General features: G+C 59.4%; 16 protein-coding genes and 3 pseudogenes. 12 read left to right on the top strand and 7 right to left on the bottom strand.

All coding sequences use genetic code 11. The annotated features are described in order from the left end of the window. The first annotated feature begins 132 nt into the window (after positions 1–132). The 4 genes from hflK (at position 133) to RBH71_RS22185 (ending at position 4,824) form a co-directional block, all read left to right on the top strand. On the top strand, positions 133–1,254 hold the full coding sequence (hflK, locus tag RBH71_RS22200; protein WP_003513120.1) for an FtsH protease activity modulator HflK: 1,122 nt from the start codon (positions 133–135) through the stop codon (positions 1,252–1,254). Position 1,255: 1 nt separating this feature from the next. Beyond that, positions 1,256–2,179: a protease modulator HflC gene (gene hflC / locus RBH71_RS22195; protein WP_003513118.1), complete on the top strand. Its 924-nt coding sequence runs from the start codon at positions 1,256–1,258 to the stop codon at positions 2,177–2,179. A gap of 261 nt (positions 2,180–2,440) precedes the next feature. After that, a complete protein-coding gene (locus RBH71_RS22190; RefSeq protein ID WP_003513113.1) occupies positions 2,441–3,985 on the top strand; it encodes a Do family serine endopeptidase in 1,545 nt (514 codons plus the stop codon). Between the two features lie 89 nt (positions 3,986–4,074). Further along, on the top strand, positions 4,075–4,824 hold the full coding sequence (locus RBH71_RS22185; protein ID WP_003513111.1) for an SDR family oxidoreductase: 750 nt from the start codon (positions 4,075–4,077) through the stop codon (positions 4,822–4,824). Between the two features lie 24 nt (positions 4,825–4,848). On the opposite strand, the pseudogene RBH71_RS22180 reads toward RBH71_RS22185, so the two are convergent. Beyond that, positions 4,849–5,420, bottom strand: a pseudogene (locus RBH71_RS22180) (GNAT family N-acetyltransferase). Continuing rightward, positions 5,417–6,308: pseudogene (gene serB, locus RBH71_RS22175) on the bottom strand (phosphoserine phosphatase SerB). The pseudogenes RBH71_RS22180 and serB overlap by 4 nt, the downstream one beginning before the upstream one ends. Between serB and miaA the strand changes: the two are divergent. After that, positions 6,307–7,203: a tRNA (adenosine(37)-N6)-dimethylallyltransferase MiaA gene (gene miaA / locus RBH71_RS22170; protein ID WP_003513105.1), complete on the top strand. Its 897-nt coding sequence runs from the start codon at positions 6,307–6,309 to the stop codon at positions 7,201–7,203. The pseudogene serB and the gene miaA overlap by 2 nt on opposite strands. A gap of 9 nt (positions 7,204–7,212) precedes the next feature. Here the strand turns inward: miaA and RBH71_RS22165 are convergent, their stop codons facing one another. After that, positions 7,213–9,219 carry an ATP-binding protein gene (locus RBH71_RS22165; protein ID WP_080580898.1) on the bottom strand — a complete coding sequence of 669 codons (2,007 nt, stop codon included), beginning with the start codon at positions 9,217–9,219 and terminating at the stop codon, positions 7,213–7,215. A 381-nt stretch (positions 9,220–9,600) separates the two neighbouring features. On the opposite strand from RBH71_RS22165, the gene RBH71_RS22160 reads away from it, so the two are divergent. The 4 genes from RBH71_RS22160 to RBH71_RS22145 all read left to right on the top strand — a co-directional run bounded on the left by RBH71_RS22160 (position 9,601) and on the right by RBH71_RS22145 (position 13,010). Continuing rightward, positions 9,601–11,394 carry an acetolactate synthase 3 large subunit gene (locus RBH71_RS22160; RefSeq protein ID WP_013636474.1) on the top strand — a complete coding sequence of 598 codons (1,794 nt, stop codon included), beginning with the start codon at positions 9,601–9,603 and terminating at the stop codon, positions 11,392–11,394. Between the two features lie 19 nt (positions 11,395–11,413). Further along, on the top strand, positions 11,414–11,986 hold the full coding sequence (ilvN, locus tag RBH71_RS22155) for an acetolactate synthase small subunit (protein ID WP_003513099.1): 573 nt from the start codon (positions 11,414–11,416) through the stop codon (positions 11,984–11,986). Positions 11,987–12,118: 132 nt separating this feature from the next. After that, entirely contained in the window at positions 12,119–12,487 is a 369-nt protein-coding gene (locus tag RBH71_RS22150) for an ArsR/SmtB family transcription factor (RefSeq protein ID WP_003513097.1), read from the top strand. Then, positions 12,480–13,010 carry an SRPBCC family protein gene (locus RBH71_RS22145; RefSeq protein ID WP_003513094.1) on the top strand — a complete coding sequence of 177 codons (531 nt, stop codon included), beginning with the start codon at positions 12,480–12,482 and terminating at the stop codon, positions 13,008–13,010. The genes RBH71_RS22150 and RBH71_RS22145 overlap by 8 nt, the downstream gene beginning before the upstream one ends. 154 nt (positions 13,011–13,164) lie before the next feature. Here the strand turns inward: RBH71_RS22145 and RBH71_RS22140 are convergent, their stop codons facing one another. Continuing rightward, on the bottom strand, positions 13,165–14,010 hold the full coding sequence (locus tag RBH71_RS22140; RefSeq protein ID WP_003513092.1) for an aldo/keto reductase: 846 nt from the start codon (positions 14,008–14,010) through the stop codon (positions 13,165–13,167). A 162-nt stretch (positions 14,011–14,172) separates the two neighbouring features. Here RBH71_RS22140 and RBH71_RS22135 point away from each other — a divergent pair, with 162 nt between their 5' ends. After that, on the top strand, positions 14,173–14,766 hold the full coding sequence (locus tag RBH71_RS22135; RefSeq protein WP_003513090.1) for a LysE family translocator: 594 nt from the start codon (positions 14,173–14,175) through the stop codon (positions 14,764–14,766). A gap of 62 nt (positions 14,767–14,828) precedes the next feature. On the opposite strand, the gene RBH71_RS22130 is transcribed toward RBH71_RS22135, so the two are convergent. The 3 genes and pseudogenes from RBH71_RS22130 to RBH71_RS22120 form a co-directional block, all read right to left on the bottom strand. Further along, the gene (locus RBH71_RS22130; protein ID WP_003513088.1) at positions 14,829–15,617 is read right to left on the bottom strand and encodes an anti-sigma factor family protein; all 789 of its coding nucleotides are present in this window, start codon (positions 15,615–15,617) and stop codon (positions 14,829–14,831) included. Next, positions 15,614–16,172 (bottom strand): annotated as a pseudogene (locus RBH71_RS22125) (RNA polymerase sigma factor). The gene RBH71_RS22130 and the pseudogene RBH71_RS22125 overlap by 4 nt, the downstream one beginning before the upstream one ends. Further along, a complete protein-coding gene (locus RBH71_RS22120) occupies positions 16,156–16,536 on the bottom strand; it encodes a hypothetical protein (RefSeq protein WP_080580913.1) in 381 nt (126 codons plus the stop codon). The pseudogene RBH71_RS22125 and the gene RBH71_RS22120 overlap by 17 nt, the downstream one beginning before the upstream one ends. 133 nt (positions 16,537–16,669) lie before the next feature. On the opposite strand from RBH71_RS22120, the gene RBH71_RS22115 reads away from it, so the two are divergent. Both RBH71_RS22115 and RBH71_RS22110 read left to right on the top strand, forming a co-directional pair. Beyond that, complete coding sequence (locus RBH71_RS22115; protein ID WP_003513082.1) at positions 16,670–17,029, top strand: ArsR/SmtB family transcription factor; 360 nt, start codon at positions 16,670–16,672, stop codon at positions 17,027–17,029. Next, positions 17,026–17,508 carry an SRPBCC family protein gene (locus RBH71_RS22110; protein ID WP_003513080.1) on the top strand — a complete coding sequence of 161 codons (483 nt, stop codon included), beginning with the start codon at positions 17,026–17,028 and terminating at the stop codon, positions 17,506–17,508. The genes RBH71_RS22115 and RBH71_RS22110 overlap by 4 nt, the downstream gene beginning before the upstream one ends. Position 17,509: the final 1 nt, after the last annotated feature.

Below are 17,509 nucleotides of genomic sequence, written 5' to 3'. Positions count from 1 at the left end.
TGATTGGGTATTTAGTTACCACCTCTGCGTTGAAACGCGCGCTTCTCCTTCTTATAACGGGTCCATATTCCCGCCGCACGCGAGCAACCGCTTTCGAACGGGATCGGGAGAGGCTTTTATAAAGAGGTATTGATGCCCTGGAGCAATCAGAATGGCGGCGGCGGCCCTTGGGGCGGCGGCGGTGGTGGCGGAAACAACCAGGGCGGCGGTGGCGGCCCATGGGGGCAAGGACCTAACCGGCCTCGCGGCGGTGGCGGCGGCAATGGCGGCCCGCCCGATCTGGAAGAGATCATCCGGCGCAGCCAGGACCGCTTCAAGAATGTCCTGCCGGGCGGGTTCAATGGCGGCGCGATTGCGATCGTCGCTCTCGTCGTTCTGGTTTTCCTCGGCATTCAGTCCATCTACACCGTCCAGCCGGACGAGCGCGGCGTGGAGCTGCGTTTCGGGCGTCCGAAGGATGAGATTTCGATGCCCGGCCTGCATTTCCATCTGTGGCCGATCGAGACGGTTGAAATCGTCAAGGTGACCGAACAGCAGCAGAATATCGGTTCGCGCGCTTCGTCTTCCTCCGCGAACGGCGTGATGCTGACCGGTGACCAGAACATCGTCAACGTGCAGTTCTCGGTGCTCTATACGGTTTCCGATCCGAAATCCTACCTGTTTAACGTCGACAGCCCGGCTGAGACCTTGCAGCAGGTTTCCGAAAGCGCGATGCGCGAAATCGTCGGCCGTCGTCCCGCACAGGACATTTTCCGTGATAACCGTCAGGCGATCGCGGCGGATGTGCGCACCATCATCCAGTCCACCATGGACGGATACGGGGCCGGCATCTCCATCAATGCTGTCGCCATCGAAGACGCGGCGCCGCCGCGCGAAGTGGCCGACGCCTTCGACGAAGTGCAGCGTGCCGAGCAGGACGAGGACCGCTTCGTGCAGGAAGCCAACCAGTACGCCAACCAGAAGCTGGGTGCCGCACGTGGTCAGGCAGCACAGATCATCGAAGAAGCGAACGCCTACAAATCTCGTGTCGTCAACGAGGCAGAGGGTGAGGCACAGCGCTTCATTTCTATCTACGATCAATATCGCACGGCACCTGACGTGACCCGCCAGCGTATGTTCCTGGAAACGATGGAACAGGTCCTGAAGGGTTCCAACAAGGTCATCATCGACGAAAAACAGGGTGTGGTGCCTTATCTGCCTCTGAACGAGATCATGCGCGGCAATCCGGGCGCGGCACAGCAGGGAGGCAACTGATATGAGCAACCGTCTTACGGCCGTTCTTGTCGGTCTCGCCGCCGTGCTTTTCCTGGCCTATTCGTCGATCTTCGTCGTCACCGAGCGCCAGCAGGCCATCGTTGTACGCTTCGGTCAGATCCAGGACGTAAAAACGGCGCCGGGCCTCTATTTCAAGCTGCCCTTCGCCTTCATGGATGCCGATCGGGTGCAATATATCGAGAACCGGGCGCTGCGCTTCGATCACGACAACATCCGTGTTCAGGTTTCCGGCGGCAAGTTCTACGAGGTCGATGCCTTCGTGGTCTATCGCATCACGGATGCCCGCCGCTTCCGGCAGACGGTCTCCGGTGACCAGATGTCGGCGGAATCGCGTCTACGCACTCGTCTCGACGCGTCGTTGCGCCGGGTCTACGGTCTTCGCGGCTTCGAATCGGCGCTTTCGGATGCGCGTGCATCGATGATGCAGGAAGTACGTGACGATCTGCGCCCCGATGCGGAATCGCTTGGCGTCAGCATCGTGGATGTCCGTATCCGCCGCACCGATCTCACGCAGGAAGTCTCGCAGCAGACCTTCGAGCGTATGAAGTCGGAACGTCTGGCCGAAGCCGAGCTGATCCGCGCCCGCGGTAACGAGGCGGCACAGCGTCGTCGCGCTATTGCCGACCGTCAGGTCGTGGAATTCGAATCCGATGCCCAGCGTCAGTCCGAAGTCCTGCGCGGTGAAGGCGATGCGGAGCGTAACCGGGTTTTCGGCGAAGCTTTCCAGCGCGACCCGAGCTTCTTCGAGTTCTATCGTTCCATGGCGGCCTATTCCAGCGCGCTGTCTGGAACCGGCACGACGCTGGTCCTGTCTCCCGACTCGACCTTCTTCCGTTATTTCAACGACATCAACGGTGCTCCATCCACGGCTCCGGCCGCACCTGCCGCACCGCCGGCAAATTGATAACGGATCGAATGATTTTGGAGGGGCCGGTTTTAACCGGCCCTTTCTTTTTGAGCGAATGGCTGGGTGGCAGCAAAGCGGAAAGGGGCAAAATCCTGTTGTCTCGCGCCCGGAAAGGGATATCCGTTTTCGCGCCGATGCTGTAGGCAGTGAGCAAGGCAGCCGGTGCTGTTCACGAAAAGGTATTTTTACACTTCATCATTCCGCCTTATGCTTTGACGATATATGCAGGGAATGACGATTTGAAACGCGAGGACGCTTATGGCCGTGACCCTTCTTTCGCCTTTTCGCAGCAGCATTGCCGCAGTCGCGGGCTTCGCACTTGTGGCGGGTAGCCTTTCGGCACCGGTTGCGGCATGGGCGCAGAGCCATGGGCCGGCATCGGTCGCCGATCTTGCCGCACCCCTTCTTGATGCGGTGGTGAATATTTCGACGTCGCAGAACGTCAAGACTGAGGGCAAAGGGCCTGTGCCGCCGAAACTGCCGGAAGGTTCGCCTTTCCAGGAGTTCTTCAAGGATTATTTCGACAACCAGAAACCGGAAGGCGGCGACAAGGTCAGTTCGCTGGGATCCGGCTTCGTTATCGATCCGGCTGGCTACATCGTCACCAACAATCACGTCATTGAGGGCGCAGACGCCATCGAGGTGATTTTCCCGAATGGTTCGAAGCTGAAGGCAACGCTGGTCGGCACTGATACCAAGACCGATCTTTCCGTTTTGAAGGTTGAGCCGAAGGCTCCGCTGAAGGCAGTCAAGTTCGGCGATTCGCGCAGCATGCGCATCGGTGACTGGGTCATGGCCGTTGGCAATCCCTTCGGCCTCGGTGGATCGCTGACTGTCGGCGTCGTTTCCGCGCGCGGGCGCAACATCAATGCCGGTCCCTATGACAACTTCATCCAGACGGATGCTGCAATCAACAAGGGTAATTCCGGCGGTCCGCTCTTCAACATGAAGGGTGAGGTGATCGGCATCAATACGGCGATCATTTCGCCGAGCGGCGGTTCGATCGGCATCGGTTTCGCGGTTCCGACGGAACTCGCCCAGAATATCGTCGAGCAGCTCATCCAATTCGGCGAAACCCGCCGTGGCTGGCTCGGCGTGCGCGTCCAGCCGGTTACCGACGACGTGGCCGCAAGCCTTGGCATGGAAGCGGCAAAGGGTGCCTTGATTTCCGGCGTGGCCAAGGGTGGCCCGGTGGAAAACGGCCCGATCCAGGCCGGCGATATCGTACTGAAATTCGACGGCAAGGATATTCACGAGATGCGTGACCTCTTGAGGATCGTGGCGGAAAGCCCGGTCGGCAAGGAAGTCGATGTCGTGGTCTTCCGTGACGGAAAGGAAGAGACCGTCAAGGTAAAGCTTGGCCAGTTGCAGGATGCGCCCGATGAAAAGGCCGCAACCGACGATCCGCAGGCCGAGGACGGTGACGGCGGCATGGTCGTGCCTGATGACAAGGGCGGTTCCGACGATCAGGCGCAGGACCAGACGCCGGAGGTGCGCGAAGCGCCGCAGCGTGTGCTCGGCATGAACCTCGTAGTGCTGAGCAACGAGTTGCGGACGGAGAAGGGCATTGCCGAAAGCGTCGAAGGCGTGCTTGTCGCTAGCGTCGATCAGGGTTCGCCGGCCGAACAGAAGGGCATGAAGGCGGGTGATGTCATCGTCGAGGTCGGACAAGACTTCATGGAGGTTCCGGGCGACGTGCTTGTGCGTGTCAACGGCCTGAAATCCGAGGGTCGCAAGAATGCGCATATGATGGTTGCCGATGCACAGGGCAATCTACGCGTCGTGGCGCTGCCGCTGGAGTAAAGCTTCTTTCGCCCGGTTCGGCAGGAATCGGGTGGCTGTGGTTCGGCTTGCTCTCTATTCCTCGGTCTCCGCCAAAGGAGGCCAAGGATATGAAATTATTGGAAAACAAGGTTGCGATCATAACTGGCGCGTCATCCGGCATCGGCCAGGCGACGGCAAGGCTGTTTGCCGAACAGGGCGCGGCCGTCATTATCAACGCGCGTGGTGCCGAGGCACTCGAGGACGTGACTTCCGCCATTCGCCAGGCCGGCGGTCGTGTTCACCCCGTGGTGGGTGACGTCACAGTTGCGGAAACCCATGCCCGTCTGACGGATGCGGCCATGACCGTCTTTGGCGGTCTCGATATCGCCGTCAACAATGCCGGTGCCGTTGGCGCAACAAAACCGCTTGCGGAGATTTCGGTAGAGGAATGGGATCACGTGATCACTGCCAATCTCACTTCCGCATTTCTCAGCGTGCGCAGCCAGATCCCTGCGATGTTGAAGCGGGGAGGAGGTTCGGTCGTCTTCATCTCCAGCTTCGTCGGCACCAGCGCCGGCATACCCGGCATGGCAGCCTATGGCACCTCCAAGGCGGCGCTGATGGGGCTGGTGAAGGGCATTACTGCCGACTACGCCTTCAAGGGAATTCGCGCCAATGCGCTGCTTCCCGGCGGAGTCGATACGCCGATGGCGGGAGATGCGGCCCAGAAGGAGTGGGCTGCAGGGCTGCATGCGATGAAGCGCATTGCGGAACCGGAGGAACTGGCGCAGGCCGCCCTTTTCCTCTCCAGCCCGATGTCGAGCTTCGTTGCCGGATCGGCCCTGTTTGCCGACGGCGGAAATGCGGCTGTGAAATAATTGCCGAACTGGCGGGCGAGGGCGCTACTGTGCCCGTCGTTCCCGCCACTCCGCGAGCGTCAGCGCATAGGTCACATGCTGGCGCAGATGCGGATGGGTGTCTTCCGGGACGCGCGGGTGGTCGAAGTCTCGTGACGGGTCACGCTTGAGGCCGATACGTTCCATCACCCGCGTCGAACGCTGGTTGTCATGGACGGCAAAGGAGACGATTTCCGGCGTTTCCTTTTCGTCAAAAGCCATGACGAGCAGCGATTGCGCGGCCTCGGTGACATAGCCGTGACCCCAGAAACGGGTGGCGAGCCGCCAGCCGATTTCCATGGTTCCGAGCGGAAAGGGCGGATCGAGGTTCATGACCGGCGATATGCCGCAAAATCCCATAACCTCACCGGTTTCGCGCAGTTCCATGGCGTAGAAGCCGTAACCGCTGCCGCGGATCATGCCATTGATGGTTTCGAGAACCGCATCCGCTTCCGCATGGCTGCGGCGGAAGGGAAAAATTCCATGACCTTTTCGTCGGCGTTGATTTCGCGGAACAGATTGCGGTCGCTCTCCTTCCACTCGCGCAGAATGAGCCTTGATGTTTCGCGGATGATCATGGAACGACAAAATCCGTCTTGCGGTAACCCTGAATATAAAGGAGTGCGGTCAGGTCGCCATGGTCGATGCGCATCTGCGCCTCGGCGGCGACGGCGGGCTTGGCGTGCAGGGCAACGCCCGCGCCGGCCAGATGCAGCATGCCGAGATCGTTGGCGCCATCGCCGACCGCCATTGCCTCGTCCGGCGAGATGCCGAGCTTTGCGGCGATATCGTTCAGCGCATCCACCTTGGCCTGTTTGCCGAGGATCGGTTCGGCAACGGTGCCATCCAACTGGCCATCGGCCTCGCCGAGAAGATTGGCGCGGTTCTCATCAAACCCCAGCATCGCCGCCACCCGGCCGGTGAAGACCGTGAAACCGCCGGAAACGAGGGCGGTATAGTAGCCTTTCGCCTTCATGGTGGCGATCAGCTCCTTGCCGCCTGATGTCAGCGTGATGCGCTTTTCGATGACGTCATCGATGACGGAGACCGGCAGGCCCTTCAGCAGCGCCACGCGCTCGCGGAGCGCCGGCTCAAAAGCGATTTCGCCATTCATGGCGCGAGCGGTAATCGTGGAAACCTTGTCCTTCAATCCCACTTCGGCGGCCAGCTCGTCGATGCATTCCTGACCGATCATGGTCGAGATCCATATCGGCGATCAGAAGCTTCTTGCGGCGCTTGTCCTGTTCCTGAACGACGATATCGATCGGCTGGCCCGAAAGCACATCGGCAATCGCGTCACGTGCCTGTTCGGCATCGGTGCCAGAGGGCAGGGCAATATCGCAGGCGATGCCATCGGCCAGCCAGTAGAGACCGGATGCGTTTACGGCATTTGCGGCCGCTTCGCCGAGGGCCGGTGTCAGAACAGGATTTGACGGATTGGCGATAAGCGTGGCAACGAAAGCCATGATGAAAAACCTTGATGAGAATTTTGATGCGATCCTGATAACCGGCCCGACGGCAAGCGGCAAGTCCGCGCTTGCGCTTCGTATGGCGCGGGAGCGGAACGGTGTCGTGATCAATGCCGACAGCATGCAGGTTTATGACACGCTGCGGGTGCTGACCGCCCGGCCATCCGAGGAAGAAATGGCAGGCGTGCCACATCTGCTATACGGCCATGTGCCGGCAAGCAGTTCCTATTCAACGGGTGAATGGCTGCGGGACATTTCCGCCCTGCTTGTGGATTTGTGCAGGCAGCAGCGTTTTCCGGTCATCGTTGGCGGTACGGGGCTTTATTTCAAGGCGCTGACGGGCGGCTTGTCCGATATGCCCGCCATTCCTGACGACATACGCGAGAGGCTGCGCGCCCGGCTGATCGAAGAGGGGTCAACGGTCCTGCACGCGGAGCTGTCGCAGTGCGATCCCTTGATGGCGCAGGGGCTTCAGCCGGGGGACGGCCAGCGGATCGTCCGGGCGCTGGAGGTCATGGAGGCGACCGGAAAGTCGATCATGGAGTTCCAAAAAGCCAGTGGTCCGATGATAGTTGATCCGGACAGAGCGGAGAAATTCGTGGTCCTGCCGGAACGGCCCGTGCTGCACGACCGCATCAATCGGCGGTTCGAAACCATGATGGAGAGTGGTGCTGTGGAAGAGGTGAAAGCTCTTCTCGCCCTGAACCTTGCGCCTGATGCCACAGCGATGAAGGCGATCGGCGTTTCCCAGATCGCCGATATGCTGGCTGGCGGTATGAGTGAGGCAGAGGTCATCGAAAAATCGGCGGCCGCGACCCGCCAATATGCCAAGCGGCAGATGACCTGGTTCCGCAACCAGATGGGGCCGGACTGGGCACGTATCCAGCCGTAGGGGCCGCGCTCAGTCCTTGCGGTAAAGGCTGCCTAGCGGCTTTTTCATCAGGCTCTCCCGCAGCGAAGGGCGTGTCTCTGAAGGAGGCGGGCCACTCTGTGCCTGCATCTGGAAGCCGACCTTACGCAATTCGTTGACAGCGCTGGTATCCGTTGCCGTTGCGGGCGACTGCGGCGCTAAGGTTGTGCGTCCGGGCAGCATGTCGGGGCGGTAGGGTTCGTATCCCTCTGTCGCCGCCGTCCCCAGTTCGCGTTTCCAGCGATCGACGTCGTCCGCTTCCCTGGGAGCTGACATCGGTTCCTGCATATCGGAGAAGGCCGCTTCGACGCTTTGCTGGAAGCCGGTGATGACCGGCTTGGCTACCGCGCGCATGCGGCTGACGATGGTGTTCAGATCGACTGTATCGGGCGTTTCGTGGGGCGTATGGCTGACTGCGCCGTTTGCCTTCGGCAATTTTGCCGTGGAGACGCGGTCGAAGCGCATGCGCATCGGTACGCCCACCGCCTCGCCAAAGGCGATTGCCTCGCCATTGCCGATGGACGAGAGGAAACTGGTGGTCGAGGTTGAGGCGTTCGGTACGGCGGACAGAATGATCTTCTGGTCGATCTCGTTCGTCAGCCGCATGGCAAAAACGGTCGAGCACTGCGACAGGATGGTCTGGTCCAGCTCACTCGGACGCTGGCTGATGACGCCAAGCGAAATACCGTATTTGCGGCCTTCCTTGGCGATCTGCGCGATCGCCTGCCGGGTCGGGAAAAATCCGCGCTCAGGGTCGGCGGGAACATAACGGTGCGCTTCTTCGCAGACGACAAGCATATGCAGCGAGCCGCGCGCCAGCACCGCGAGTTCGAAGGACATGCGGCAAAGGACGGAGACGACCGAGTTCACCACTTCCGAGGGGATGCCGGACAGCTGGAAAACCGAAATTGGCTTGCCTTCTCCTGGAATACGGAAGATATGCGCCACCGTTTCCAGAATGGTGTCGCTGATCGTATTGCTGGAGAACATGAAGTTATAGCGCGTATCGTTGATGGCCGAGAGAATGCGGCCCTTGAGGGAGCGCAGGGTCGGCTTTTCGCCGCGCCCTTCCAGCCGCCCGATGCGCTCGTCGATGAGGGCGAGAATATCGGCCATGCGGTAAGGTACCGGCGTATCCGGCGTGATCGCGCTCTTGTCGGACGTGCGGCGAACGGCGGAGCCATCTGTGCCGCGAAATGCCTTTTTCGCTTCCGGAATGATGTCGCGAAGGACATCCATCTCTTCCGGTACGGGCTTGCGTCCGCGGAAAATCACTTCCGCGAATTCTTCAAGGCGCATCAGCCAGAAGGGAAGGTCGAGCGTGTCGGTGTCGATGACGACAGAGTGATCGGGAAAGGCGGCCGCAAATTCATTGTGCGGATCGAGAATGAGGACACGCAGCTTCGGGTCCGTCTCGATCGCCTTGTTCAGAAGAAGGGAGACGGCGGTGGTTTTGCCCACGCCCGTCGAGCCGACGACGGCGAAATGTTTCGCCAGCATCTGCTGGATATTGATGGCCGCGCCAATCGTGTCGTCCTGCGTCAGCTTGCCAATGACGCATGTGTCTCGCTTGCCGCTGTCATAGATCTTGGAAAGGTCTCCCGTGCGGATGCGATGCGCGACCGCGCCCAGGTAGGGGTAACGGGAAATGCCGGTGGAAAAACGTTCGCTGCCATCTTCGGTGCGGTAGACTTCGCCAACGAGTTCCACGTCGATCAGCAGCCTGTTCGGCTTGTCCGACGACCAGTGTTCTTCGCCCGTGCGCATGGCATATACCAGTGCGGCGACGCGGCTCGTTCCCATTTCGATCGAGATCAGGCGTCCGACGGACCAGAGCTGCGCGACATCGGTTGAGCCGATTTCCGTTTCTGCGGCGATTGTCGCATGGGCGCCATCACAGGCGATGACGCGGCCGAGCATGCGGTTAGCCGGCTGCTGGCCGGATCGCCGTTCGTTTTCGTCCATGCGGGACGCTCTATGAAACTCGTCACTATTCACGTCTTATCCCGGTACATGCGGATGATCGCGGTGGTTCGGGCATTATCTGCATCTTTGATTGTAAAAGATTATATTTAACAACCTGTGTATTTGTTGCGTTCGAAAATTTCGTCCATGGCGCCTTACGGGTAATAAAAGAAGCCGACGCCGATTTTTTCCGCAATATGCGTTGACGACTGGCGCTTTTCTGGCTAACACTCCGGCCCATGAAAAATCTTAACGTACTTATCGTGGTGGGACGGCGCATGGGCAGGATGGTGTAACCATCCGGCGAAAGCACCCATGCGCTGAACGAGGCTCCTCTAGGGGCCTTTTTTTATGTCTTCAAACAGGCCCTCGGGCTCCTCGATATCCAAAGCCAAAGCGGGATGGAAACAGGCAATGACGGATAAGGATAATACGGAAAACAGCAATAGCATGACAGGTGCGGAGATTGTTCTGAAGGCGCTGAAGGACAACGGCGTCGAGCATATCTTCGGTTATCCTGGTGGTGCCGTGCTTCCGATCTACGACGAGATTTTCCAGCAGGAAGACATTCAGCATATTCTCGTACGTCACGAGCAGGGTGCCGGCCATGCTGCCGAAGGTTATGCCCGCTCCACCGGCAAGGTCGGTGTCATGCTCGTTACCTCCGGTCCCGGCGCCACCAATGCGGTCACCCCGCTGCAGGATGCGCTGATGGATTCCATTCCGCTCGTCTGCCTTTCCGGCCAGGTTCCGACATCGCTGATCGGCTCCGACGCATTTCAGGAATGCGATACCGTCGGCATTACGCGCCCCTGCACCAAGCACAACTGGCTGGTAAAGGACGTCAACGAACTGGCGGGCATCATCCATGAGGCCTTCCGCATCGCACAGACTGGTCGTCCCGGCCCCGTCGTCGTCGATATTCCGAAGGACATCCAGTTCGCCACCGGCACCTATACACCGCCTTCCGCTGCCATTCAGCAGAAGAGCTACAAGCCGAAGGTTCAGGGCGATCTCAACGCCATTCACGCGGCCATCGAATTGATGTCTAAGGCAAAGAAGCCGGTTTTCTACACCGGTGGCGGTGTCATCAACTCCGGCCCGGAAGCGACACGGCTGCTGCGCGAACTGGTAGAGCTGACCGGTTTCCCGATCACCTCGACGCTGATGGGTCTCGGCGCCTATCCGGCTTCCGGCAAGAACTGGCTCGGCATGCTGGGCATGCACGGTTCATACGAAGCCAATATGACAATGCATGATTGCGACGTGCTGGTCTGCATCGGCGCGCGTTTCGACGACCGTATCACCGGGCGCCTGAATGCGTTTTCGCCGAATTCCAAGAAGATTCACGTCGATATCGATCCGTCCTCGATCAACAAGACCGTACGCGTCGACGTTCCGATCATTGGCGACGTCAGCCATGTTCTGGAAGATATGGTTCGCCTGTGGCGCGCTTTGCCGAAGAAGCCGGAAAAAGCGCAGACCGCGGACTGGTGGCTGCAGATCGAGCGCTGGCGCGCCCGCAACTCCTTCGCCTACAAGAATTCCAACGATGTCATCATGCCGCAATATGCATTGCAACGTCTTTACGAGGCATCGAAGGGGCGCGAGACCTTCATCACCACCGAAGTTGGCCAGCACCAGATGTGGGCGGCGCAGTTCTTCGGCTTCGAGGAGCCCAACCACTGGATGACCTCGGGCGGTCTCGGTACCATGGGATACGGCCTGCCGGCAGCTATCGGCGTGCAGGTCGCGCATCCGGAAGCGCTGGTTATCGACATTGCCGGTGATGCCTCGATCCAGATGTGCATTCAGGAAATGTCCTGCGCCATCCAGTACGGTCTGCCGGTGAAGATTTTCATCCTCAACAACCAGTATATGGGCATGGTGCGGCAGTGGCAGCAGTTGCTGCACGGCAACCGCCTGTCCAACTCCTATACCGAAGCCATGCCTGACTTCGTCAAACTGGCGGAAGCCTATGGCGCCGTTGGCATGTATTGCGACGATCCGAAGGAACTGGACGACAAGATCGCCGAGATGATTGCGGTCAACAGGCCGGTCATCTTCGATTGCCGCGTTGCCAATCTCGCCAATTGCTTCCCGATGATCCCATCTGGTAAAGCCCATAACGAGATGCTGTTGCCGGATGAGGCGACGGATGAAGCTGTTGCCAACGCCATCGATGCCAAGGGCCGTCAGCTAGTCTGAGCCGGGAGAGGAAAAGGACATGAACGCACACCTACAACCCACCGGCTCCGCCTATTTCATCCAGAAGGAAACGGCTGCCGTCGAAAATCACACGCTGTCGGTTCTCGTCAGCAACGAGCCGGGCGTTCTCGCCCGGGTCATCGGCCTGTTTTCCGGCCGGGGTTACAACATCGAAAGCCTGACGGTTTCGGAAACCGAGCATGAGGCGCATCTATCGCGCATCACGATCGTAACGCGCGGCACGCCGATCGTGCTGGAGCAGATCAAGGCGCAGCTGGAACGCATCGTTCCTGTGCACCGGGTGCTCGATCTCACCGTTCGCGCCCGCGAACTCGGGCAGGAACGGCCGATCGAGCGTGAAGTAGCGCTGATCAAGGTCGCCGGTTCGGGTGAAGCCCGCGCCGAGACGCTGCGTCTTGCGGATGCGTTTCAGGCCAAGGTGGTGGACGCGACAGTCGAGCATTTCATCTTCGAAATCACCGGCAAGTCGTCCAAGATCGACCAGTTCGTGGCCATCATCAAACCGCTCGGCCTGATCGAGATCTGCCGCACGGGTATTGCAGCCATGAACCGCGGTTCGCAGGGGATGTGATCCTCCGCCTTTCGAATATCCTTGTAATACCAAGCCCGCGGTTCGCCGCGGGTTTTTTATGGGCTGCGCTCCGGTGAATTGATATTCAACCATATGGTTGACTTTTAAGTCTGGTGGCCTATATTCAACAACATGGTTGAATTATCTGTTCCACATCTCGACACTGTCTTTCATGCCCTTGGCGATGCGACGCGGCGCACGATGCTGCGCGATCTATCCCGTGGCGAGCGAACGGTGAGCCAGCTGGCCGAGCCGTTCGACATATCGCTGGCTGCGGCATCCAAGCACATCAAGGCGCTGGAAAACGCCGGGCTTATTCGTCGTGAGGTGAGGGGGCGTACCCATGTCTGCCGCCTTGCGCCGGAACGGTTGGCAGAGGCGCATGAATGGCTGGATTTCTACCGGCAGTTCTGGAACAGCCGCCTCGATATTCTTGAGCAGATGCTCAGGGAGGATGATCAGGGAAAATCCCCTGCAGATGGAGGAAATGACAATGGCTGATATTGCAATGCCTGACGCCTATGGCCGGCTCGTCGAGCCGACAACCCTGAAAATAGAACGGCTCCTGCCGGGACCAATCGAGCGGGTCTGGGCCTATCTGACACAGAGCGAACTTCGCCGCCGGTGGCTGGCGTCCGGCGAGATGCGGCTTGCGCCCGACGCACCATTTGAACTCGTCTGGCGCAACGACGAGCTTTCCGACCCGCCGGGCAGCCGCCCGGAAGGTTTTTCCGAAGAGAACAGGATGACCTCACGCATCATCACCGTCGTTGCGCCGCATCGCCTCGTCTTCACCTGGGGTGAGAGCGCAGAGGTGTCGATCGAGCTTCAGGCTCTGGGCAAGGATGTGCTTCTGACACTGGTTCACCGCCGGCTTGCGGATCGCACGACCAAGCTCAATGTCAGCGCCGGCTGGCATGCGCATCTCGACATTCTCGCCGCCCGTCTTCAGGAAAAGGAACCGGGGCCTTTCTGGGATAGCTGGCTGGGGCTGAAAGAGGAATATGAGCGCCGCATACCGTAACTGGGTGCAGCATGTCTAAGAGACTGACGGCGCGGTTCGCTGCGCCGTTATTGAATTGAAATGTTGCAGCCCAAAGCATCAGTTCGCAGGGCTCACATTTCGATTCAATTGCTTGAGTGCCTGATTCCGAAAAATATCTTAATGCTTTGTTAAATCAAAGCATTTCCAGCGCCGTCTTGCGTGTCGGTGGAGGGAAAGCGGCATCCAGTGCGGCCCAGTCCTCATCGGTGATTTCGAGATCGGTGGCACCTCGGTTCTCCTCCACGCGTGCGGCGCTGGCGGATTTTGGAATGGCGATGACGCCTTCTCTTTCCAGAAGAAAGGCCAGTGCCAGTTGCGCAGGCGTAGCCTGATAGGCCTTGGCGATGCGGATGAGTTCGTGGTTGTTGAGGATGCGCCCCTGTTCGATTGGCGAATAGGCCATCAGCGGCACGCTGTGCCACTGACACCAGGGCAGAAGGGAAAATTCCGGTCCGCGCCGGGAGAGATTGTAGAGCACCTGATTGGCGGCGCAATTCTTACCGTCGGGAACAGCGAAAAGCTCCTCCATGTCGTCGGTGTCGAAATTCGAGACGCCCCAGTCGCCGATCTTGCCTGCTTTTTTAAGCTTTTCGAAAGCGGCCACCGTTTCTTCCAGCGGGTGATCACCACGCCAATGCAGTAGATAGAGATCGAGCCGGTCGGTGCCGAGCCTTGCGAGGCTGCGCTCGCAGGCCTCAATCGTGCTTCGGGCGCTGGCGTTCCAGGGATAGACCTTGCTGACCAGAAACACCTCGTCGCGCCGGCCGGCAATCGCCGTGCCCACCACTTCTTCGGATCGGCCGTCTGCATACATTTCGGCCGTGTCGATCAGCGTCATGCCGAGATCGATCGCCTTGCGAATGCTCTCGACTTCCTGAGGAGCCGATGATCTCATCTCGCCCATGTTCCAGGTGCCGAGGCCAAGGGCTGGTATCTCTTTTCCGGATGGCAGGGTGACGGAAGGAATGTCGTCATACATCGGTTCGCTCCAGCGGTTGTTGACGGAGAATAGCCCTTTGTTCCGACTTCTCAAACCCGGCATGGAAAGGATCGATCCATCAAAAAATTTGACTACGCCTATCGGTTGATCGGACTGGTTTGATGGTGGTTCGGCGGATAGGGTCTTTTCACAGGAGAGATCATGACTGTCGAAACCCTCGTTGCGCTGGTGCTGTTTGCCTTCACAACCTCCATTACGCCCGGCCCGAACAATATGATGCTTTTTGCCTCCGGCGTGAATTTCGGTTTCCGCCGCACGATCCCGCATATGCTGGGCATCGGGGCAGGGTTCCTGTCATTGCTGATCGGCGTCGGATTTGGGCTTGGCGCGCTGCTGCACTCTGTGCCCTTGCTCTATACCGTGCTGAAATTCGCGGGCGGACTTTATCTCGTCTGGATCGCGTGGAAGATCGGCACGTCCCGCAGCCTGAACGAGGGTGCTGCCGCATCGGTGCCGATGAGCTTTCTTGCCGCCGCAGCCTTTCAGTGGGTCAATCCCAAGGCTTGGGTAATGGCCGTGACCGCGATGGCGACCTATACGGATGAGCGGCGATATCTCGTCACCGTTTTGATCGTCGGCGTGGTTTTCGCCGCCGTCAATCTTCCCAGCGTTTCGACCTGGGCGGGCTTCGGTTCGGCCCTGCGCGACTGGCTTTCCGTTCCCGTGCGGCTCAAATGGTTCAACATCACCATGGCCGTCCTTCTCGTCGTCAGCCTCTGGCCGATGTTGAAATAGGTGTTCTCCCTTCGTCATCCCTGTGCCTGTCGCATGGATGTGGGGTGGGGGTATAGGTTATTCTACGCAGGGAACTGGCGGTAACATTCCTCGGCGATCTTCTGCACCTCGGCGCGCGTCAGCTCGGCAGAAACGGCATAGCCCAGTTCGTTGTCGATCCAGTAAAAGGTCTCGACGCCATCGGCGCTCGCCATGCGGAAGCTGGTGGTGCGGTTTTCCTCGTTGTGGCCGACCAGCACCGTTACCCGGCGGCCGGTCTTGTCCTGATACATCAGCATCGCCCCTGGCTTGCCGCTGACGGGGATCAGGCGCCCGCCGACGAGATCATATCCGATCTTGGAAAGATCGGGGATGGCGAAGGGATAACCGAGCCTTTTGCCGAGCCATGTTGCAAGGTGCTGCTGCTGTTCGGCTCCAACTTCAACGGGGTGGCGCACCTCGCTTGCATAGATGAGATAGGCCGATTTCGCCTGCGCGGGAATGTCAGTCGTCAACGACGCCAGAACCACGTCCTGCGGCGTGGCGAGCGGCGACGGCACAAGCCTGCCGGCTGCCGCACCCGCCGCGAAGATCAGCAACACAGCTGCCGTTCGCAGAAGAACCGGTTTCAGCCGCCACGCGGGTGCCTGTTTTCTTTCGGCAAGCATCGCGGTGTCGTGCGGATGTTCGGCGGCATAGGCGGCGAATGCGGCTCGCAGGGTTTCAGCCTGTTTTTTCCAGTCTTCCACACGCTCCCGCTCCTGCGGCCTTTCGGTCAGCCAGGCCTCGACAGCCGCGCGGTCGTCGTCGGACAAAAGCCCATCGACATAAGCGTGCAGATCGTCTTCGGTAATGGCATCGGGCCTTTTCATCGTGGTCTCCGCAGGGGAATGATATTGTCCGCCGCCAGGTGCTGGCGCAGGGTTTCGCGGGCGCGGGAAAGTCTGGACATGACGGTACCCACCGGGATCGACAATGTCTCGGCTGCCTCCTGATAGCTGTAGCCTTCCACAGTCACCAGCATCAGCACCGCCCGCATCTCTGGCGAAAGCAGCCCGAGCGCGACGTGCAGCCTATCGTTTTCCAGCGTGTCGCCGAGTGTGTCGGCAACGGCCAAGCTTTCATGGCCGTCGAGACTTTCGGACGGGTGACGTTTCGCGGCGCGGTGGCGGTTGCGATAAAGATCTCGTCATTATCGCGTAAGCCCATGATTTCAAAGCCGTTCCGTGCCATTGCCTCTTGTTGGTCAGCGCCTTTTCCACGCAGTCCTGCAAAAGGTCCTCGCCATCGGCGTCGGAGCGGGAAAGGCTGCGGGAATAACGCCGCAGCATGGGTATCAGCGCCAGCATCTCCGCCTCGAAGGAGCCGGCTGCGGGGGAGAGGCTCCCCCGCGTCTTGCCATTCATGCCATCATGGTTTTGCGGCATCCCATACACCGTTCATACCGTCGCCGGTTGCATCGCCTTTTTTCATGTCCTTGGCCCAGTAGTAGAGCGGCATGCCGTCCTTTGCCCACTGCATCTTGCCGTCCTTGCGCGTCACGACGGAATAGGCGCCTTCGGCCTTGTCGCCAGTAGCCGCGAAGAACGGCGGCCAGTTGGTGGCGCACTTGTCATAACAATTGGATACGCCCTTCTTGTCGTTCTTGAAAGTGTAGAGCGTCATGCCTTTTTCGCCCGCAAGCACATTGCCTTTGGCGGTCTTGACCGTTTCGACTGCGGGTGCCGCATAGGCCGTTCCGGCAAATGCCAGAACGAGGGCGGGAACGATAAAGCGGATTTTCATGGACATATCCTCCTTGGTTCGGGCGGCTTCTGCCGCCAGCACATCAAAAGACACCGCAGGTCACTGCTTTATTCCCTCCGCCGGTGCGATTTTTAAACTTATCCGTTGAGCTAAGTGTTTCGTCGTGATAGTTAGTCTTATGAATAACTATTCAGCGCCACTTGACGATATCTTCCAGTCCCTTGCCGATCCGACACGACGGGCCGTGCTTTTGCGGTTGGGCAGCGGGGATGCGAGCGTCGGCACGCTTGCCGAACCTTTCGCCATGGCCCTGCCGTCGTTCATGAAACATATCCGCCAGCTGGAAGGAGCGGGGTTGATCGTGACGCGAAAGCAGGGCCGGGTGCGATTTTGCTCGCTGGAGAAACAACGGTTTTCGATGATCGAGGGCTGGCTTTCGCAACAGCATGCCATCTGGGAAGGCCGGACGGACCGGCTTGAACAGTTCGTCATGGCGCAACAGGACAGGACCTCCGATAAAGGGGAGAATGACAAATGACCGACACTTTCAATCCCGATCTCGATCTGAAGATTTCAAGGATCATCAGGGCGCCGCGCCAGCTGGTCTGGAACGCCTGGGTCGACAAAAACAGCCTCGAACAGTGGTGGGTGCCGCATCCCGGCAAATGCCGTGTCGAGAAAATGGAGCTTTTCCCCGGCGGCGCTTTCGAGACCCGCTACAGCGAAGACGGTAAGGCATTCGGCGATCACATAAGTGGATGTTTCCTGGCGGTGGATGATGAGGAGCGTCTGGTCTTCACCGATGCACTGACTTCAGGCTTTCGCCCGTCCGCCCGCCCATTCCTCACCGCCGTCATGACGTTTCGCGATCATCCTGAAGGAATGGAGTATTTGGCCTATGCCATGCACAGAAACCCTGAAGATCGCGACAGGCACGCGGAGATGGGCTTTTTCGACGGCTGGAACACGGTTGCCGAGCAACTGGCGCAGCTTGTCGAAAGACAGGCGGTCAATTGAG

This window comes from Rhizobium sp. AN68, from assembly GCF_030758035.1.
Classification (GTDB): Bacteria; Pseudomonadota; Alphaproteobacteria; order Rhizobiales; family Rhizobiaceae; genus Agrobacterium; species Agrobacterium tumefaciens.
This window is presented reverse-complemented; position numbering and strand designations above follow the sequence as displayed.